15 protein-coding genes are annotated in these 21,120 nt (G+C 47.3%); 10 read left to right on the forward strand and 5 right to left on the reverse strand.

The window, feature by feature from the left end:
• Positions 1–5: 5 nt before the first annotated feature.
• Positions 6–407 (reverse strand): response regulator, encoded by a 402-nt coding sequence (locus tag ACN4EK_RS07275; protein ID WP_431657090.1) that lies wholly within the window; start codon positions 405–407, stop codon positions 6–8.
• A 287-nt stretch (positions 408–694) separates the two neighbouring features.
• Here ACN4EK_RS07275 and ACN4EK_RS07280 point away from each other — a divergent pair, with 287 nt between their 5' ends.
• The 5 genes from ACN4EK_RS07280 to ACN4EK_RS07300 all read left to right on the forward strand — a co-directional run bounded on the left by ACN4EK_RS07280 (position 695) and on the right by ACN4EK_RS07300 (position 6,882).
• A complete protein-coding gene (locus ACN4EK_RS07280) occupies positions 695–1,078 on the forward strand; it encodes a response regulator (protein WP_431657091.1) in 384 nt (127 codons plus the stop codon).
• A 184-nt stretch (positions 1,079–1,262) separates the two neighbouring features.
• Complete coding sequence (locus ACN4EK_RS07285; RefSeq protein WP_431657092.1) at positions 1,263–3,011, forward strand: sensor histidine kinase; 1,749 nt, start codon at positions 1,263–1,265, stop codon at positions 3,009–3,011.
• 27 nt (positions 3,012–3,038) lie between these two features.
• Positions 3,039–3,482 carry a response regulator gene (locus ACN4EK_RS07290; protein WP_431657094.1) on the forward strand — a complete coding sequence of 148 codons (444 nt, stop codon included), beginning with the start codon at positions 3,039–3,041 and terminating at the stop codon, positions 3,480–3,482.
• A gap of 4 nt (positions 3,483–3,486) precedes the next feature.
• Positions 3,487–5,076, forward strand: a complete 1,590-nt coding sequence (locus ACN4EK_RS07295) for a sensor histidine kinase (RefSeq protein ID WP_431657096.1) — start codon at positions 3,487–3,489, stop codon at positions 5,074–5,076.
• A gap of 84 nt (positions 5,077–5,160) precedes the next feature.
• The gene (locus tag ACN4EK_RS07300) at positions 5,161–6,882 is read left to right on the forward strand and encodes a CBS domain-containing protein (protein ID WP_431657097.1); all 1,722 of its coding nucleotides are present in this window, start codon (positions 5,161–5,163) and stop codon (positions 6,880–6,882) included.
• A gap of 384 nt (positions 6,883–7,266) precedes the next feature.
• Here ACN4EK_RS07300 and ACN4EK_RS07305 read toward each other — a convergent pair whose 3' ends face one another.
• Positions 7,267–8,433, reverse strand: a complete 1,167-nt coding sequence (locus tag ACN4EK_RS07305; RefSeq protein WP_431657099.1) for a S66 peptidase family protein — start codon at positions 8,431–8,433, stop codon at positions 7,267–7,269.
• A 301-nt stretch (positions 8,434–8,734) separates the two neighbouring features.
• On the opposite strand from ACN4EK_RS07305, the gene ACN4EK_RS07310 reads away from it, so the two are divergent.
• From ACN4EK_RS07310 to ACN4EK_RS07320, 3 genes are all read left to right on the forward strand, one after another.
• Positions 8,735–9,247 carry a serine O-acetyltransferase gene (locus ACN4EK_RS07310; RefSeq protein WP_431657101.1) on the forward strand — a complete coding sequence of 171 codons (513 nt, stop codon included), beginning with the start codon at positions 8,735–8,737 and terminating at the stop codon, positions 9,245–9,247.
• 193 nt (positions 9,248–9,440) lie between these two features.
• Positions 9,441–9,821, forward strand: a complete 381-nt coding sequence (locus tag ACN4EK_RS07315) for a hypothetical protein (protein ID WP_431657103.1) — start codon at positions 9,441–9,443, stop codon at positions 9,819–9,821.
• Between the two features lie 103 nt (positions 9,822–9,924).
• Positions 9,925–12,438, forward strand: coding sequence for an ATP-binding protein (locus tag ACN4EK_RS07320; RefSeq protein ID WP_431657106.1), 2,514 nt, complete (start codon positions 9,925–9,927; stop codon positions 12,436–12,438).
• Between the two features lie 30 nt (positions 12,439–12,468).
• Here the strand turns inward: ACN4EK_RS07320 and ACN4EK_RS07325 are convergent, their stop codons facing one another.
• Positions 12,469–15,840 (reverse strand): PAS domain-containing protein, encoded by a 3,372-nt coding sequence (locus tag ACN4EK_RS07325; RefSeq protein WP_431657108.1) that lies wholly within the window; start codon positions 15,838–15,840, stop codon positions 12,469–12,471.
• 115 nt (positions 15,841–15,955) lie between these two features.
• Here ACN4EK_RS07325 and ACN4EK_RS07330 point away from each other — a divergent pair, with 115 nt between their 5' ends.
• Together ACN4EK_RS07330 and ACN4EK_RS07335 are read left to right on the forward strand one after the other, a co-directional pair.
• A complete protein-coding gene (locus ACN4EK_RS07330; RefSeq protein ID WP_431657110.1) occupies positions 15,956–16,579 on the forward strand; it encodes a LysE family translocator in 624 nt (207 codons plus the stop codon).
• A gap of 237 nt (positions 16,580–16,816) precedes the next feature.
• Positions 16,817–17,185: a hypothetical protein gene (locus ACN4EK_RS07335; protein WP_431657112.1), complete on the forward strand. Its 369-nt coding sequence runs from the start codon at positions 16,817–16,819 to the stop codon at positions 17,183–17,185.
• Between the two features lie 70 nt (positions 17,186–17,255).
• Here the strand turns inward: ACN4EK_RS07335 and ACN4EK_RS07340 are convergent, their stop codons facing one another.
• Both ACN4EK_RS07340 and ACN4EK_RS07345 read right to left on the reverse strand, forming a co-directional pair.
• On the reverse strand, positions 17,256–17,903 hold the full coding sequence (locus ACN4EK_RS07340) for a hypothetical protein (protein ID WP_431657114.1): 648 nt from the start codon (positions 17,901–17,903) through the stop codon (positions 17,256–17,258).
• Positions 17,904–18,311: 408 nt separating this feature from the next.
• Positions 18,312–21,074, reverse strand: coding sequence for a PAS domain S-box protein (locus ACN4EK_RS07345; protein WP_431657116.1), 2,763 nt, complete (start codon positions 21,072–21,074; stop codon positions 18,312–18,314).
• Between the last annotated feature and the right edge of the window lie 46 nt (positions 21,075–21,120).

Raw genomic sequence — 21,120 nt, forward strand, 5'->3', positions numbered from 1 at the left:
CAACCTTAAACGACAGAGTTAGGTTGAGCCACGAGATGCGTAATCGCATTCACTAATTCGTCTTGATCAATGGGTTTGGCAATCCACATTTGATAGCCCGCTGACATAGCTTGTTGGTAGCAGTCCTCCCCCGTCAATGCCGAAACCGCGATCGCGGGTAATGCCCCACCGCGATCCAATCCGCGACTTCTAATTTGATCAATCAGAACGTAGCCATCGGTATCGGGCATGGCAATGTCACTCAGAAGTACATCTGGATGTTGTTCTGCTAATACCTCAAGTGCCTCAGCCGCCGAAGCAACCGTGGTGACGTTAGCTCCTTCTTCCTCCAGAATATAGGTCAGCAATAGCCGACTATCGAAATCATCATCCACAACCAGTAAAGACAGATTGATTAAGGCTGTCATGCAACGTTTAAGCTTCTGTGACTACAGTACGAGCTGGTTTGGCGATCGGGCAATTTGGCTACCTGGGCGACAGACCAGGCAGGAGATTAAACCTTAACGTTTCCTATAAAATAGTCTATTTCGGCTTTCTGGGGATTCGCGCTGCCACAATACTACCTAAAGATAGATTCATCTCTCGATGGGAGTATGAAATTAATAGACTAAAGTCAATCTTAAGTAGTAGGGAGATCGGGTAGTTTAAACTCTAGAATGGACGAATATTAACAAACTGCAATATATTTTAACCTATGTTCTCTCAACCGTTTCAGATTTTAGTGGTGGACGATAACGAAGACAATCTAGAGTTGTTGCAGTTCTTTTTAGAAGCAGAAGGCTATTGTGTGGATACGGCAATTAGTGGTAAGTTAGCCCTCCATAAAATTCGTACCACTCCGCCAGATTTGGTCTTGCTTGATGTCATGATGCCAGAAATGAATGGCTACAAAGTGACACAGGCAATTCGTCAAGAGGCCAAACTTGCCGATCTCGCGATCGTGTTGATTACCGCCGATGCCCAAATTAGTCGAGAGCAGAGTTTGCAAGTTGGGGCAAATGATGTGTTATCCAAACCGATCGATTTCACCAGCCTACTCACTCTATTAAATCAATGGTGTGGGGCTAGAGCCGCCTAAAGTCTTGCGGCGATCGCCGCTTCCCTAACTGTGCCACAACCAGATAGGTTTTATAAAGCTTGTTCTATCAACCTGCATGAATCCCAGGGAGAAAGATGAAGTTTTTCAAATCCTACTTTGCTGAGTCTCTGTTTTCATTGACGATAGTTTGTGATTAGTCACAGATCTTAGTAAAATCTGGTTCATGGACCTCAACCAATTAGCCAAATTGCGAGAATTATGCAAGGATGAGGCTGCCTTTGAGCGCCTAAAGCAAATTCTGGCAGCGACGCTCGATTCTCCGTTTGTCGCCATTACTCAAGCTCTGACGCAAACTCAACAACAATTAGAACGGCAGCAAGCGCTGGCGCGAGTGATTGGGCGCATTCGCGAAAACTTAGAGCTAGAAACAATTTTTCAGATCTCCACCCAGGAGATTTGTCAGCTATTAACCGCCGATCGCGTTGCGGTCTATCGCTTCAACCCGGACTGGAGCGGCGATTTTGTGGCGGAGTATGTTATGCCCGGTTGGTCGCCTTTAGTCGCGCCAGAGATTCAAAAGGTTTGGCAAGATACTTACCTCCAGGAAACTAAAGGGGGGCGCTATGCCCAGCAGGGAACCTTTGCGGTTGCCAATGTCTATCAAGCGGGGTTAATGGACTGCCATGTCGCGTTGCTAGAGCAGTTTCAGGCAAAAGCCTTTGCGATCGTACCCATCTTTGTGGGTCAGACTCTATGGGGATTGCTGGCCGCCTACCAAAATTCCAGGTTCCGAGAGTGGGATCTGGATGAAGTGACTCTGTTAGTGCAGTTAGGCGAGCAGTTCGGGATTGCCATTCAGCAATCTGAATTGTTAGTTCGGTTACAAGAAACCCAACGATTAGCCCATATCGGCAACTGGGACTATGATCTCAGTTCGCAAACCTTGACCTGGTCTGACGAAACCTATCGGCTGCTGGGGTTAGACCCGACCCAACCGGAACCAAGCTATCCCGAGTTTCTCGATCGGGTGCATCCCGACGATCGTCCGCCTCTCCTCGCCGCCATGCAACACGCGATCGCGACAGGCACTGCCTACGATTTAGATCTCCGGCTGATTCATACCGATAGCTCTATCCGCCACCTGGCAATGAAAGGACAACCCTTTCGGAATCTGGCAGGGCAGGTGACACGCTTGTTTGGAGCCATGCTGGATATTACAGAACGCAAGCAAGCCGAGATTGCTGTCCAAACCCTGAATCAAGAACTGAGTAAATCGGTGGTGGAACTAACTGCCGTCAACCGGGAACTGGAAGCCTTCAGTTACTCGGTGTCCCACGATCTGCGGGCACCCTTGCGGAGTATCAACGGCTATAGTCAGGCGTTGTTGGAGGACTGTTGGGAGCGGTTAGATGAAGCCGGACAACGCTATCTTCAGCGGATTCGTGCCGCCACCCAACGGATGGGAGAACTGATTGATGATGTGCTGATCCTCTCCCGGATTACCCGTAGTGACATGACCTTCCAGCCCGTGAACTTAAGTGAACTAGCCCAGGAGATTTGGCTGGAGTTGCAAGCCGTCAATCCCGATCGCCAGGTGAACTGCCAGATTCAAGCCGATGTCATGGCATGGGGCGATCGCACCCTTCTGAAAGTCTTACTCCTGAACCTGCTCGACAATGCCTGGAAGTTCACTTCTAAACGATCGCAGGCACAAATTGAATTTGGTACTACAGAAGATAGTAGCGGTAAACTATTATACTTTGTTTGTGATAATGGTACGGGGTTTGATATGACCTACGCTGACAAACTATTTGGGGCATTCCAACGACTACATAGTGTGCAGGAGTTTTCGGGAACGGGGATTGGCTTAGCGACGGCACAACGGATTGTTCACCGACATGGAGGGCAAATTTGGGGCGAAGGTGAAGTCGATCGCGGGGCAACATTTTTCTTTACATTAGCAGCACAGTAATTACACCCATTTTGCATGAATTTATATATGACTCCACGTAGTATCCTTCTAGTAGAAGATAATCCTGATGATGAAGATTTAGCCATTCGGGCGTTACGGCGCAGTGGTGTGTTAAATGAAATTGTCGTAGCGCGGGACGGTGTGGAAGCGTTAGACTATTTATTTGGCACAGGACAGCATACTGGACGGGACACTCACGTTCAGCCTGCGGTGATTTTACTGGATCTCAAACTACCCCGAGTGAATGGCATTGAAGTGCTACAACGCCTACGCACCGATGACCGCACCCGCTTTTTACCCGTTGTTGTACTCACCACCTCGAATGAACAACGAGATTTACTGGATAGTTACAGTAACGGTTGTAATAGTTATGTGCGTAAGCCTGTAGATTTTATTCAATTTTCTGATGCTGTCCGCCAATTGGGGATGTATTGGTTACTCTTGAATGAAGTCCCTTCATTGGGCAGGTGAGGGAATGAGCGCTCCTCTACGAGTTTTGGTTGTAGAAGATTCTGAGGACGATGCTTTTTTGATTATTAGAACCTTACAAAAAGCCGGGTACATAATCACGCATCAACGGGTAGAAACTGCAACCAGCATGGCTACCGCACTGGCAGAACACTCCTGGGATGTAGTCATTGCTGACTATAGCCTACCTAACTTCAGTGCGATGGCAGCTCTAACGCTGTTACAACACCATCAGCTTGATCTGCCATTTATTATCGTGTCTGGCAGTATTGGTGAGGAAACCGCTGTCAACATTATGAAAGCGGGTGCCCATGACTATGTGATGAAAGAGAACTTTACCCGCTTAGTGCCGGTAGTGGAACGAGAATTGCGGGAGGCGCAGGAACGGCAACAGCGGCGGCGAGCAGAACAACTGATTCGCGAAAATGAAGAACGCTTTCGGGCATTAATCGAAAATGCGTTAGATATGATTACCGTATTGAATCGGGCAGGGGTAATCAGCTATAGCAGTCCTTCAACTCGGCGGGTGTTGGGGTATGCCCCCGAGGCGTTAATGCATCAAACCTTATTTACCTATGTCCATCCGGATGATCTGACCTGTGTACGGAATGCGATCGAGCAGTCTTTACACCATCCCCATATCAATTTATTGATTGAGTTTCGAGTTCAGCATCAGTCTGGTGAATGGCGAATTCTTGAGGCGATCGGTAAGCGCCTCCCAGAATCCTTCGGTACTGACAAGATTGTCCTCAACTCCAGAGACATTACTGAGCGCAAACAAGCTGAAATTGTCCGTAAAGAGTTAGAAGCAGAACGAGAACGGCGGGAACTCAGAGCTTATTTCTTCTCCCAAATGTCGCACGAATTGAAAAATCCCCTCACCAGTGTGATGATGGCGACAGAATTATTGGAAAAAATTGGGCAGACAACGGAGGCAAAAAATAAATTTTTACAGCGGATTCGGACGGCTGTGCAACAAATGAATCAGTTGCTCAACGACACGTTAATTGTCGGTAAAACTGAATCGGGGCGATTGGAATTCCGCCCGATCGCGCTGGATTTACCGGAATTTTGTGCCAATTTAATTGATGATTTGCAAACAAGCGTCAGTCATCAACATACGATCGCCTTTACCTGCGAGAACATCCCAGACCCGGTTTACATGGATGAACAGCTACTCCGGCATATTCTCAGCAATGTTCTATCCAATGCTCTGAAATATTCGGCGGCAGGGACTACGGTACAGTTTCTGGTGCAGGTGCAATCTTTTACGACGCTATCGGCGGATTTACAACGTCAATTACGCGAGAAGCATTCGCCTCCCCCCAATCAGGTAATCACCTTTCAGATTCATGATGCCGGCATTGGCATTCCCCTGGAAGAACAAGCTCACTTGTTTAATCCCTTTCATCGTGCCAGCAACGTTGGCAGAATTCCTGGGACTGGATTAGGACTCTCGATCGTCAAAGATTGCGTAGATCTACATGGTGGAGTCCTGACTCTCACCAGTAGAGTGGGAAGTGGGACTCAAGTTGCCATTATTTTACCATTAGAGCATAGCTCTGTGGTGGAAACGGATAGCTTCCTATCCTGTTGATGCGGCGGGGCGCGATCGCAAGGTAGCCAGCCGTTGTCATCCTGGGCATTATCTCGATCGGCTTGATGATGTTACCCTCTTACCATGCAACTAGAGAGTTTATCGGCATACCTGCCATCCCTGGACACCACAATTGACCCCAATCCGATCGTGATTGCCAGGGGCACACCGCTGCTGCAAGTGATTGCCCTCATGAGTCAAGTGCCTCACCAACGGTGTCTTTTGTCTCCCAGTCCCGAATTTGACCCGATCCTGCCGGATCCAACTAGCGCCGTTCTGGTGGTGGAGCGATCGCGGTTAATCGGCATCTTTACAGAACATGATCTGGTCAAGTTGACTGCGGCCCAAACCAACTGGCGAGGCTTGTTGATTGAGGAAGTGATGAGCCAACCCGTGGTTACTCTGACTCGGACTCCGGCGCAAAGCCTGTTGACGGCTCTTTCCATCTTTCGGGAATATCACATTCGCCACCTCCCCGTTTTGGATGCCCAGGGAGATATCTTAGGGTTAATCAGTTCCAGTAGTATTCGCAAAGCCCTGCAACCCTTGAATCTACTGAAATGGAAACAAATCAAAGATGTCATGTCCTATGAGGTCGTGTCGGCTCCAGCCACAACCACAGTGCTGGATTTAACGCAACGGATGATTCAGCATCGCATCAGTTCCGTGGTACTCACCCGGACGCTGCCAGATGCTACCAATCCAGCTAATCTTTACCCAGTTGGTATGATCACTGAACGAGACATTGTGCAGTATCAGGCATTAGAACTGGACTTAACTGAACTTTCGGCAGAGGCGGTCATGAGTACCCCCTTATTCAGTGTCCATCCCTCAGATCCGTTGCTGAAAGCCCAACAACTCATGCAGCAGCATCGCATCCGGCGATTAGTCGTCACAGGTAATCAAGGCGAATTAAAGGGGATTGTGACTCAGGGTAATCTCCTGCGGGTGTTTGACCCCCTGGAAATGTATGAACTCCTAGAATTTCTGCACCAAACGGTGGAACGCCGCACCAGTGAACTCAATCAAACCAACCAGAAGTTGCAGGCAGAGATTACCGAGCGCGAACTAATTGCAGCCCAACTGCGAGAAACATTGGTCAAAGAGCAAGAGTTGAATCAGTTTAGGGCTTATATTGCAGCCATGGCATCCCATGATTTGCGGTTGCCCCTGACCAATATCTCCCTCGCCGCTCAGTTATTACAGCAAAATGAATTGTCGCTGTCGCCAGCCAAACGAGAGCAATATCTCGATCGCATTCGGTCATCTGTAACGCAAATGAACCAATTGCTGAATGACATCTTAGCGATCAGTGAACTGGAATCAGGACGAATGTCTTTACAACCGACAGCGATCGAACTGGTACAGTTTTGCCAGGGGATGATAGCAGAATTGCAACTCGCAACCCAGTCAAAATGTGTCGTACAATTTCATAGCATGATCGCCGCTTACACAACTGAGATCGATGAAAAAGTGTTGCGGCAAATTCTAGTTAACCTATTATCAAATGCGATCAAATATTCCCCATCTGGAGCCACGATCGCATTCGAGTTCTGCGTTGAAGCGGAACACATTATCTTTCGGATTCAAGATCAGGGAATTGGGATTCCTCCCACCGATCACCCAAAACTGTTTCAACCATTTTCGCGTGCCAGCAACGTTAGTACCTTCGAGGGCACCGGTCTAGGATTAGCGATCGTCAAACATTGTGTCGATGCCTATCACGGGACGATCGATCTGGTGAGCGATGTCGGTATTGGTAGTCTATTTATAGTTAAGCTACCAATTGCAATCAATCTGGCTTGATTTCGGTGAGCTTGCGTCTATATCATGGATTGGGCAATTTAGGCTAAATTCATGAGAACTTAAACCAGGATGTATTGTAGTAAACGTAGAAGTTTTATACCTTAAGACTGATCATTCTATCTACCGTTCGAGGTATATCTGAACAAAGCCTTAATCGTGGATTGCCGTGGTTTCTCCCTGGTGTAATCCTCTCCCGATGGAACAATACATAACTCATCGTGTAGTTATCTATTTTTATAGCGGCAGATGGATCCCAATTCAGTTTTCTCCTTTAGGAGATGCAATTACGCTTCACAGCCGATTACGAACGGTTGGACATCACTTATTTGTTTTTCCTCCTCATTTAGATCCAACCTCATTTCATGTAAATTGAGCAAAAATCAGCTAAATTACAGCACTCTCATCAATTTGTAGCGTTTTTGCGGTTGCATCTAAACTGGCTGTGGCTCCGATCGGTAATACAGCATTTTCTCGAATATGACCAAACATCAAGTTATAGAGCGTTGGTTTTTGCAATGGCTCAAAGCGATCGCGCAAGATTGTTTCTAAACTCAAGGTTTGGGGAAAGGAGGGTTGATGTTCTTTGGGGTAGCAATCGACAAAATGCCCCAGGGCAATGCCTGCCGCCTGTTGTAATTTGCCCGCTAACCACAGTTGGGTCAACATGCGATCGACCCGATAGGGTTCTTCGCCAATCTCTTCTAGAAAGAGAATCTTGCCTCGGGTATCTGGCTCAAAGGGTGTACCTAACAGATTCGTCACCAGAGTCAAATTGCCACCAATTAACTGACCCGTTGCCCGACCCGGCACGATCGTCACTAAGCGATGATTGCGTTCTACTTGTCCCTCCGGTGGCTGGGGTGGTTTAGCCACTTCTCCAATTGGGGCAGTTGACATGATGGCTCGACGGAAATGCGATCGGGCATAGTCCCCCACCCCAGTTAAGCCAGAGGAGCCATGAAAGGTAATTAAGCCCGTTTGCCGATGAATTGCCAGTAGCAAGCTTGTGATATCGCTATGCCCAACCACGACTTTAGGGTGGGCACGTATTTGAGCGTAATCTAATAACGGCAGCAAGCGACTACAGCCATAGCCACCCATAAAGGTGACAATCCCTTTAATGTCGGGACGCTGAAACATCTGGTTCAGATCATCAGCACGTTGTTGATCGGTTCCTGCCAAATACCCGTATTGGGCAGCAATATGTTGTCCCAAAACCACCTTAAAGCCATATTGCTCCATAGTTTCTTTGGCGATCGCAATCTCCTCTAATTCATAGGCATTACTCGCGGGAGCCACCATACCCACCGTATCTCCGGGCTTTAACATCGGTGGTTTGATGATCGGAGAGGATGGATCGAAGGCGATCGGAGAGGATGTCTTCCGATCTTCAGCCAGCGTTGCCTGACTCAGCAGGGTAGGGAGGGTCGCCGTGGCTACCCCGATCGATGCCAACTGAAGAAACTGGCGGCGGGATGTTAAACCTAAATCAGTGAACCGTTGGTTCATAAATATACAAATAGAGCGAATCGGTATCGCTGCAAGCGCCATTGTTTCACCAGTTAATCACAGCTTGGAAATATCGCTCAACGATCGCCACGAAAACGTTACTTAGGAATGGGAATTAAATAACTCCGCCTCTCTCTTTACGGGCGCGGCATTTGGCAGAGATTGCTGGGGCAATGACAAGGACTTTTTACCAAATGCCACGCCCCTACACAAAATTACACCTGAATAAATCTGCGCTCCTTAATGATGTGAAACCGATGTGCCCAGGATGGCATTGGGTGGATTGTTTTATACTGAGATCGGTTGGTTTATAGATTCTGAAGCCATCATTCCTGCTAGCTCAATGAACAAAGAAAACTTATCTGTAATATCTGCAACTGAACCAGACTGGAGTCGTGAGGAAATCCGCCAGTGGTGGGATCCCAGTCGTCAGTTACTCAAATCAATCCGCAGCTACCAAAAATGGCGCAAGAAAGGCGGAATTCTGGCAGCTTATTTCTGTAAATTAAGTGTGTTGGAGCATCGCTTCTGGAGTATCGTTGCTGGTGCCGATATTCCCCTCAATTGTCAAATCGGTGGCGGACTTTTATTAACGCATCCTAACGGGGTAGTGATCCATCCCGATGCCCGCATTGGTTGTAATTGCTTATTGCTTCAGCAGGTGACGATCGTAGGTGGCGTTAAGATGGGTGGACATGTAGACATTGGGGCGGGAGCCAAAGTGATTCGGGCCGTCACGATTGGAGATCATGCCCAGATTGGCGCTAACGCGGTTGTACTGCATGATATTCCCCCCGGTGCGACGGCGGTTGGCATTCCCGCAAAAATTGTGCATGTCACCATCCCCAATGACTAACAGCAAGAATTAGCTGGATGTAGTTTTGTAGAGCCAATCAACATTCAGCTATTTGCTACGAAGAAACGTTTAAGTTAATCAGTTTTACTCCTGCGAATCACTCTAATGAGGTAGCTAGAGCAACCGTAAATCGCCTCTAGCCGCTTGAAGGAGATCACTAAGCAAACTGATGTTTCTTCGGAGAGAATCACGTATGGATCCCATTACGACCGCGATCGTCACGGCGATTAGTACAGGATTAGCAAAAGATATCATTAAAGATAGTTATGAAGCCCTGAAAGCGCTATTGAAAAGAAAATTTAGCGCTGAAAGTGATCTAATAGATGCGATCGAGAAGTTAGAAAAGAAGCCAGATTCAGAAGCTCGCAAAGCCACTCTACAAGAAGAACTTGCGATCGCTAAAGTCAACGATGATCTTGAGGTCGTTAAACTCGCTCAAGCATTACTCACACAACTCAACGAACAGGTGGGTGATCAAGCAGGTATACATCAAACCCAAACCAACTCCATCACAGGTGTGACGGTGGGAGGCAACTTCGAGTTTAAGCCTGTGCAAGCGAACCAGCGACGTTAGTGGTGTCAAATGCGGATTCAAACCAAGATGAGGCTGAAGAGTCTCGTTTGAACTAGCTGCCAGATTGCTGCTGTGAACACAACCATCAAGGGATGCTCCTACAATGAACCAACCCATTTTAGATCACCAATTGCAAACCCAAGATAATTTGGTTAAGGGCACTCATGTTAGTGGTAACTTGACCTTTGCCCCTGTACAGATTGGCACTAAGATTGAAACTCAGATCATTCAAACCATCAGTACAGAGGTCACTCAACGATCGCTGATTAAAACCTCGCCCTATCTGGGACTGAAGCGATTTAACTTCAAAGATCGCGATCGCTTTTTTGGTCGAGATCAGTTGATTGCCAGATTATTTGAGGCAGTCAATCACAGTCCTCTGAGTTTGGTGTTGGGAGCATCTGGTAGTGGTAAGTCTTCCGTTGTACGAGCTGGATTAATTCCTGAGTTAAAAAAGTCTTTAGATACTCAAACTTTTTACGACTTGATCTTTACCCCAAATCACGATCCATTTGCGGCGCTTCATCGGTGTTTACTGAATGAAGAAAAGGAGTATAACTTCTCTCGATTAGACGCTGAGATGGCTTTAGAAGGGCAAGAAGATACGCTCCCAAAAATTATTAGCACCTTAAAACGGCAAGGAGAACGGTGGCTAATTTTTGTTGATCAATTTGAAGAACTATTCACGCTGTGTGAGGATGCAGACAAACGCAAAAATTTTATTTCAGGACTGGTTCAAGTTGCCCAGTCTGGGGATAGTTCGGTCAAGATCGTTTTAGCCATGCGGTCGGATTTTCTGGAACAGTTTAGTTTCTACCCAAATTTAGGCGCGATCGCCAATCAAAACAATCTACATCTGGTGACTGAAATGTATCCAGATGAATTACGACAGGCGATCGAGCAACCCGCCGCTAGACATGGCGTAGTGTTTGAAGAGGGTTTGATCGAACAAATTATCAAAGAAGTTGAAGGACAAAAAGGGTATCTCCCCTTATTGCAATATACCCTCAACTTGCTGTGGGAAAGTGAGTGTCAATCCCTGGATGATCATGGTCTACCCAATATTGTTGGGCGTACTTTAACCAGGAAAAGCTATACAGCGCTAGAAGGAGTAAGAGGAGCCTTACAAAAGCGGGTTAACGAAATCTACAGCCAACTGAAGCAAGAGGAACAAACCACCACTAAGCAAATCTTTCTAAAATTGGTAAACATTGTTGATACTGATTCCGGTAGCAAAGCCGTAAGTAGACGGGCATACCGGGATGAATTTTTTGGTGAATCAGTTGAAATCATCCTCAGCCGTTTCATTGAAGAAAAGTTGTTGGTCAGTAGTAGCGAAAACCCTAACCCCGATGCGCTGAGAGGAAGTCATCCAAACAGTCTAAAACAAGCTGCCACAGTCGAAATTGCCCATGAAATTTTATTGTCATCCTGGCAAGGATTAAAATGTTGGCTGGAGGAGGAAAAGGAAGTTATCATCCTCAAGAATTGGTTATCAAGTGAAACAAAGCGATGGCAAAAGATCCACTCACACAATCCATCTCAAGCACAGGACGAGCTTTTAAAAGGCTCGCGGCTAGAACAAATTGTCGAGTTTAGACGCAGGAATGCCTTTAAAAATATTGGCGAATTAAGCCCGGAAGAAGAGCAATTTGTTGAGGCTAGTGTGGAGTGGCAACGGCAACAAGAGCAGCAAAAGAAACATCGCCGTCGGCATACGATCGTCAGCCTTATGAGTTTTTCCGCCCTTTCCCTGGGACTGGCAAGTTTCGCCGCCGTTCAACTCTGGAATGTACAAATTGCTGAACAACAACGACAAGAAGGACTGATTCACTCTGCCTGGATCAGTCTGAAACCCACCCAAAAAAGTTCGGAAGCGGCGGAATGTGGCACATGGTTAGATTTTGGATTACGCGATCTTTACTGTAGGATTAAACCTTTCGTGGACTATGGCAAACTCAGGGTAATTTCTGGTTTACCAGCGTTCCGGCAGGGCCCCCACACCGATTTCAAACTGAACTTTGAGGGTGGCTATGAGTTTGGGTACTACAATCCGGAGTTTTTAACCTGGATTCAACAGGAAGCCATTATTGATCCTGGTGATAATGTACTGAAGCAACAAATTCAACTCGCTTACAACGATAAAATCAAACCAGTTGCCAGAGCTTTCTACAAGTCACACCAAATTTTGTTTGCCAGTCCCCCAGAGTTTGAGGCTTTTCGGGAAAGATACAATCTGGCTCGCAGCCAATATCAGGAGTTGCTGAGAACAGGCAGAACTAACGCCTTGAGGTTTGGGCGTGAACCGTTGGAATTTGCCACCATTAAACAGGAGTATTGGGCACATATTACTCAGAAAACATTGCCAGCCGAGGCGGTAGGGCTGCATCTCCAAGAACAGTTTCGCTGGTTAGCAGACTATTTAGCCACCGAAAATGACCAGGCTGTTGACCGAATTACTGACGACGATTACTGGTATATCGTCAATGTATCCGGGGGATTTTGGGTGCGTCGATCGCTGGATGGGACAGAAGCACAATTCTTTGCAATGCTGACAAAGTTACTCAGCATCTATGATTCAGAGTGGTTACTGGCTCAAGCATCACTGCACAAGTAGGGAATTCATTCTTAAACGCCCGTTCCAGCTTCATGATCCGTGGTTGGGATGCAGCAGGTGAACGATCGCCTGCACTAAGCATTCCGGTTCTACAGGCTTGGCAACATGCATTTGGAATCCAGTTGCTAACGCCTGTTGTTGATTCATTTCCCCAGCATAGGCCGTTAACGCGATCGCGGGAATATTTGCCCCCTGTTCAGGAGTCCCTTTTCGGATGTGTTGGATCAGGTCATAGCCATTCATTTCTGGCATCCCAATATCGCACAGTAACAGATCGGGTTTGGCTTGCTTTAAAAGGGTTAATGCCTGCATGGCTGAGGCGGCTGTCATCACTCGCGCACCTGCTTGAGTCAAGATAAATGATGCTAATTCCCGCATATCGGCATCATCATCGACAACTAATATTTGAACATTGGTTAAGGTGATAGTTTCTCCTGACGATTCAATCTGGGTAGGTAATTCCTGACTCACTAAATCGAGTGGTAATTGCACTGTAAATATAGCGCCTAAATTTGCGCCCGGACTCTCTACCCAAACTGTTCCACCATGTAACTCAGTCAGTTGCCGCACGATCGCCAACCCTAAACCCAGTCCACCAAAGTGTCGGGTGATTGTGCTATCCTCTTGCCGAAAATAGTCAAACACATGGGGTAAGAAATTTGGATGAATCCCTTTCCCAGTATCTTTCACCTGAATTTGCGCATACATGCCAACCTGTTCCAGTTGAATCGCTACCTGTCCGCCGGGTTGCGTGAATTTCACGGCATTAGAAAGCAAGTTCCATATCACCTGTTGCAACCGATTGGAATCTCCCAAAACACTCCCGGAGAGGGAATGAAATGTCGTATGCAGGTGAATTTTTTTCGCCTCAGCCGCTAACCGCACCGTTTCTAAAGCGGCATTAATCGTCGTCGTTAGATTGACGGGGATCATATTGAGAGTCATCTTGCCTTGCAAAATGCGGGACACATCCAACAGGTCTTCAATCAATTGGGCTTGCAATTTGGCATTACGTTCAATGGTTTCCAGAGCTTGTTCAGTTTTAGCGGCATCCAGTCGCCGCTGGCGTAACATCTTTGTCCACCCCAGAATTGGATTTAAGGGCGATCGCAATTCATGGGATAACACCGCTAAAAACTCGTCCTTGATGCGATTAGCAGCTTCCGCCTTGGCACGATCGCGTTGGGCTTCCCGATAGAGTTGGGCATTCTCGATCGCTAACGAAGCCCGATGGGCTAACTCTTCGGCAAACTGCAAATCCGCGATCGTATAGCGTCGCCCAGATTCCGCCGAGATAAACGAGATGACTCCGATAATTTGGGTGTGAATTTGCAGGGGCACCGTCATGGCAGAAGTGAAGCCAACCTGCCGGAGAACGTCTAAATGGTCGGCATCCTGAGCAGCCTGCACCAGCAATTGATCGGGAATTTCAGGAATTAGATCAGCTTGTCCAGTTCGCAGGGTGAATGCCGTACCGCGAGCGGCCTTCGGATCAAGTGGATACTTCTGACGCAATTCATCCGCCCATACCAGTTTGTCGGGGTCGATGTGAGCCACCGCAATCTGCTCGATCGCACCAGTCTCCTCCACAATATGTACCGTACACCAGTCTGCTAACTCCGGTACAGTGAGCTGGGCAACTCGTTCTAACGTAGTTTGATAATCCAGCGAAGATGCCAGCACCGCACTGGCTTCAGAGAGAAACTGTTGAGTGCGCTCTAATTTGACCCGTTCTGTGACATCCACTACATAAACGAGAGTGCTTTCTACCTGGTGATTGGAGTTAGTAGTGGGTAAATAGTAAACGTTGTAGTACCCAGGACGACGATCGCTGCGACCGGGGGCATGCATGGCAAAGTCAGGCGAGATAAAGGGTTCACCCGTGACGTAAACCTGATCCAAGACTTCGACTAATTTCGGATCAACCTGGCTAAACAAATCAGGAATTGTCATCCCTAAAAGTTGGTCACGGGATAGTCCATTCAGTTCTGCCAGAGCTTCATTGATTGCCATAAATCGTTGTTCTGCATCTAACAACGCTAATCCCACGGGGGAGGTTTCAAACAGGATAGTTAGTTGGTGCTGGGCTTTTTCTGCCTGCGATCGGGCAATTCGTTCCCGCTCTAGTAATTGCTCCCGTTCCTGCTCCGCTTGCTTACGTTCTGTGACATCTAGAACCAGCGACATAATTGAAGTCATTCGCCCTGATTCATCTCGGAGGCTGGAGTTATACCATTCGCAATGCACAATCTCATGAGCTTTCGTGTAATTGCGATTGTAAGAAAAAATATGAGGTTCATCGCCATGCACTAATCGGTGGCAAACCTCAGCAACAGGCTCTTGATCCTCTTCAAACACAAACGGAATTTCTGTTAAGTATTTGCCCAAAATTTCTTCGGCTTGCCAACCCAGAATGCGCTCTGCCCCAGCCGACCAGCGTATCACGCGAAAATCGCAATCCCACTCAACCACTCCCATTGGCGTATTTTCCACATGGAAGTTGAGTTTTTGTAGCGCTTGGTGCAAAGCCTCTTCAGCCTGCGATCGCTCTACAGCTAACCAGGTTTTGGCGGCAACCCGTTCCATCAGGATCCGATCTTCTGTCGTCCACTGACGCGGTTCCGCATGATGCAATCCCAACAATGCCAGGAACCGTCCTGCTCTCACCAGCGGCACACACAATAGCGATTGAGTTTGGATCGCATCAAACGCAGCGATACTACCTGCAACGGTGCGGGAATCAGACCGGATATCATCAACGACAACTGTTTTGCCCTGTTTTAACTCCGCAATCAGATCAGAACCAAACACCTCCATCTGGTGTCTACCCACAACACTAATGACACCATTGCAGTAATCGCGATCGACAATGACATAGTCCTGGGTCGAATCAATTTCACCGTAAGTACAACGAGTCACATTAAAATACTGCCCTGTGGCACAAACTACCTGCCACATCATCTCCTTCGGATCTTGAATGGCTCGGATGGTATCGTTCAGTTCAATCAGAAATCGCTGCTGTCGTTCTTTGCGTTGGAGTTCCTCTAATAGGGCTTCTACCTGTTGTCGATCGCAATCGGCTGCCGTTGGTTGCCGTTGATCTAACGCCCTTTCCAACTGTCTCTCTAACTGCTGTTGCTGCTGCTGGAGGAGGACGTTTTGCTGCTGTTGTTCCAGCAGTTGGTTTTGCAGCCAATTAACCTGAGTTTCTTCTGAGTGGCTGGAGGGGACTGTATCCAGGTTACGAGCAAACTGCTCAATCACCTCAGAGCGAGAAATTCCCTGTTTTTGAGCTACCTGCTTCAGCAATCGCCACGCTGTACTGGTCAAAGATACACTGACTCGGCGTTTTGTCTCTGAATTCCAGTTGTTCACAAACTTTCCGGTAGCATCGCGTCTCATGCAGCTTAATCCGTATACATAAACGGGTATCTTTATTCAAACCGAGTTCGTTATGGATGAAAATCTCTCTTAAGGTGTACGCTGTGTTGCCCTTAAAGAGCGCTATTAGCCTGGAATGGAGAAGGAACTACTACTGAGAGGGATTGTGCTTGGGTTTGCGATCGCCGCACCGGTAGGTCCGATCGGCGTTTTGTGTATCCGGCGTACCCTGGCAGAGGGCGGTATTGTGGGTGTTGTTTCCGGTCTGGGAGCAGCAACGGCTGATGCGATTTATGGTTGTATAGCGGGCTTTGGTTTGACAGTAATTGCCAATGTTTTAGTCCATCAAAAAGCTTGGCTGGGTTTAATTGGGGGGATTTTCCTGTGTTATTTGGGGATCAAAACGCTCTTGTCTAAACCGGCGGAACAGGCTGCATCGACGATCGCAGCGAATCTCATACAGGCTTATGCTTCTACCCTGTTACTAACACTAGCCAACCCCATGACGATCCTCGCCTTTGCAGCGATGTTTGCTGGATTAGGTTTATCCAGTACCCCCAAAAACCATCTCTCGGCGGTAGTCCTCGTGTTAGGGGTTTTCATAGGCTCGGCGTTATGGTGGGTGTGCCTCAGCAGTAGTGTTAGCCTGTTGCGGCAAAGATTCAACCTGGATGGCTTGCGGTGGGTCAATCGCATTTCCGGGATAATAATCATAGTATTTGGTGTATTGGCATTGCTGAGCTTAATTCAGGCTCAATAGTCATTAAGCTTTGCAAATCTATTATCGTCAAACTTAACAATTAGGTTGAAATGTGAACGGCGATCGGTAAAATTGCCAACGATAATTTGAAAATTGCCAGATTAATTAACATTCCCTGACGGGATCTGCCAGCACTTCCAGGGAGGGAACGAATAAGATGGTAGGGGAAGCCATCCATGTTCCAGAGACAGGGGCATCCTTGGTTCTCAATTCAGCCCTATTACGATGACGTTGATTATGAGTCAATTCTCCCTTCCTGCGGATGATAGTCCCCCGGCAACGATTACTCAGCTTGATCAGTTACTCCGGCGGCAGTTAGAAGCGGCGGTGAGTAAGTGCTTCTATGAATCCTGCGATGGAGTAACGCAGGCATTGCTGATCTCCTGTGAATGGTATTTCACGACCACGGCAACCGCATTGACCTTAGTGATTAATTGTCCCAATCAGGTGATCAATTGGCGAGTGCTCAATCATATTGTGCCGATCGGGAGCTACTTAGAACCCTTCGCAAGTAGTGCCAGAATCCGTGTATGTCCACCCGCCGAAATCGGCGCTCCGGTAGAAATCCGGATTGATGAACTCGATATTTATCAAGATTCGCCGTAAGCCAGTCTCCACGATGCTGGGGCTGAGGTCGCCGTTCGATCGCTGGTCTGGCTAACCCGATCATCCAGGGTCATTCTCGGTTACTCATGTTTTCCCGATGTACCAGCCGTTCTAATTCCTTCAAGTCAGTTACCAGCTTCACTCCAGCTACCTGATTGGCTAACCATTGACCTGTCTTCGCCACGGGACGACCGATCGTGCGCTGTAATACTTGCAGCATCATCCAACCCAATACTCCACACCAAAACGCCTGCCAGAGGCTGAGACCCAGGGTTGCCTGCATTGCCGTTAAAAATGCCAGGAAGCTCCAGATTGATAGTGCGATCGAAACAGGAACTCCTAGATACGGTAAGGCAATAAAAAAGCTGAAGATTTGCGGGGCATAGGATAGCCCTAAAGACTGCCCAACGGCTATCAGGGAAGGATGCAAGCGAAATAGCACGTTACAGGCAACCCAGGTACTTAACACCCAGAAGATCCAGCCAAATCCGAACAAAACGGCAGAAATGATCAGGCTGAGTACAAAGCGAAACGGTTTCACCCGATTCACAAATAGAATGATGCCTTGACCGATCGCCTGCGATAACCCAGCCAACAACGTGATTGCCAGAGCTACCTCTAACCCACGGGGTAATTGATTAATCTGTTGAAATGCTTCTGGGTTCAGCCAGATGGCTCCCCAGACCAGTTGCCAAACTTGATCGATCGCAGTGGTCATTGCCGCCGATTTACTTCCTCAGCATCCATCCCCCTATGATCCATTACCGGCGAACAAATAGCTAGAACTAGAGAGATTACTATAGCCAAAAAAATCCCACCGCAACTCGATCGAGTCAGGGTGGGGCAAACAAACACTTCAGGAGGTGTCTAACAAGCACCATGGTTTAGTTGCATAATGAATCGCATCCGGCTCTAAGAATTAATCGCAACAGGGAGTTAACAACTGACCAGATTTGACCTGGATTGCAGATTCATACCGAGTACATGGGTTGCAGTGGTTGGAAACCTTTGATGCTTCTACCATACCGTTTCCTTATCATCACCAACTTCCCCTACTCGGAGCAGATGATTATGCCGAAAGCAGGACGATCGCTTCACCCATCTGGAGGAAGCCCCCTGTAGAAGATTAATAGCGATTTTGGCGAATCGGAATTTCGATCACAAATTCGGCTCCCTGCCCAGGGGACGAAATACATTGCAGCTTTCCTTGATGGCGATCGGTAATAATTTGATAGCTAATAGACATGCCTAATCCAGTTCCTTTACCCACAGGTTTCGTGGTGAAAAATGGATCAAATAACCGCTGTTGAGTTTGGCGAGACATCCCCGGCCCATTATCCACAATCCGAATCACCACCCGTTCTTGACTGACATACTCGGTCGTAATCAAAATCACACTGGGATGTGCTTCAATCTCCTGGCAGGTGCGGTGACGATCGCGTTCATCCAAAGCATCGATCGCATTACTGAGAATGTTCATAAACACCTGATTGAGCTGTCCAACATAACATTCTACTGGGGGTAATTGACCATATTCCTTAATAATTTGGACGGCTGGATGATCCGGTTTTGCCTTCAAACGATTTTGTAAGATCATTAACGTACTATCAATTCCCTCATGGATATTGACCGCTTTCATTTCTGCCTCATCCATGCGAGAAAAATTGCGTAACGATAGCACAATTCTTTGAATGCGTTCTGCCCCCACTTTCATAGAGTTGAGTAATTTGGGCAGATCCTCCATCAAAAACTCCAGATCAATTTCCTCTGCTTCCGCCACAATTTCTGCTACTGGCTCTGGATAATGGGTTTGGTAGAGTTGAACTAGTCCCAGTAAATCCTGAGTGTAATTATTGGCATGGGCAAGATTGCCATAGATAAAATTCACTGGATTGTTAATTTCGTGAGCTACTCCGGCGACTAATTGCCCTAACGAAGACATTTTTTCGCTTTGAATCAGTTGGGACTGAGTGCGTTGCAATTCCCGCAAGGTTTGTTCTAATTCGGTTGCCTGCTGGCGTAATTGGGCTTCCGATTGCCGTAAAGCGGCTTCCGCTTGTTTGCGCTCAGTGATATCTTCAGTAATAATTAATAAGTATTCTGGTGCTCCAGTATCATCCAGGATCGCGGTTTTCTTAGTATGGAGAATCCTGATTTCTCCTTTGATCTCAACCTCTTCCTCCGGAATATCGAGAATTTGATTACTATTCAGGACACTCCGATCGATGCGGGTAAATAGTTCTGCCTGTTCCTTCGGAAATAAATCATAATCATTGCGATCGAGAACCATATTTGGAGTTAATCCAAACAGTTCCGTCGCGGCGGGATTCAGCAACGCAAATCGTAACTCTTTGGCTTCTTTGGCTAATACGGCAACTGGCAAATTATTCAGTACTGATGAGAGAAATTGTTGGGTCTGTTGTAACTTTGCTTCTGCCTGTTTGCGATCGGTAATATCACGTTGTACCCCAAATAAGCCAGTCAGGCGATCGTCCGCGTCATACACCCCTAAAAAATCACTTTCAATCCAGATCGGAGTATCATCCAGCTTACGGGTCTGCATCTCCAGATGTAAGTGTTTATTATCTAATAATCGCCGACAGGCGGTTCTTGCCTGAACTGGACTAGTTGCAAATAAATCAGCGAATGATTTCCCCACAAACTGCTCATGACTAGCACCATATTGGTTCAGTAAGGCTTGATTCACTCGGGTGATTTGCAGATGAGTTAATACATAATCCAAGATCTCCTGTTGATCAACTAAGTCATCCCAGTACACCGGACGATCAATCTGCATAAAGAAGAAACCTTCTAAAGACTGAGAGAAGAATAATTCTAACTGTGCCTGACTTTCTCCTAATGCTTGTTCGGTGTGTTTACGATCAGTGACATCAATCAATATGCCATCCCAGAGAATTCCACCCTCCGGTTGCCTCTCCGGTCGAGATACCGCTTGCAGCCATTTTGTTTGTCCTTTCGCGGTGGTAATTCGACCTTCCCATTGCCAGGTTTGCAAAGTTTGGGCAGAAAGCGAAATGGAATCTAAAAACGGTTGGCGTTCATCGGGATGTACGGCTCGGATCAATAAATTTGGATCTCGCTGTAATTCCTCTGGTTCCATTTCATAAATATCCCGACATCCAGAAGAGAGATAAGGTACAACGATCGAGCCATCCGGATTCATCTGAAACTGATAAATCATACCCGGCAAATTAGCCGCTAATTTCTGAAACCGATGTTCGCTTTTACTTAACGTGACTTCGGCTTCCTGACGTTCCTTTGCCTCCTGTTCCAACTGCTCGATCGCCTGTAAAAGTTCGGCAGTGCGCTCTTCAATCCGCGCTTCTAAATCATCATTTAATTGCCATAAAGCGGCTTCTGCCTGTTTGCGATCGGTAATGTCCAGAATCACTCCATAGAAAATCACTTCGCCTGTTTGCGTCACGGTGGGAGTAGAAGCACCCTGCCACCAGCGCATTTCCCCATTAGGCTGAATCAAGCGACCCTCATACTGCCAGGTCGCCGCATTTTCCACAGACTCAGAGATTGATGTAACAAAGCCCACTAAATCATCGGGGTGCAGGCGATCGATAAAATGATTCAGATCGGCTATCACCGCCTCTGCGGTAATTCCAGCGATATCCCAGATCCGCTCACTGATGTAATCGACCGACCAGACTCCCTCGCGATGCGTAAATTGATAGATTGCCCCCGGAATATTCGCCACAGTTTGCCGGAACCGTAATTCACTCTCAGCTAGGGCAGTGGCGGTTTGCTGGCGATCGCAGGCTGCTTGCTCCAGTTCAATCACCCGTTGTCGTAGACTAACCAACTCCTGATTGATGGCTTCATAAACGTCCCGGTTCAATGTAATTTGCTCCATCGCCATCCGTTTGCTCTCTATCAATGAATGTGAATGGTGGTTAAATTAAAAA

Source organism: Pantanalinema rosaneae CENA516 (genome assembly GCF_050753385.1).
Lineage (GTDB): Bacteria > Cyanobacteriota > Cyanobacteriia > Leptolyngbyales > Leptolyngbyaceae > Pantanalinema > Pantanalinema rosaneae.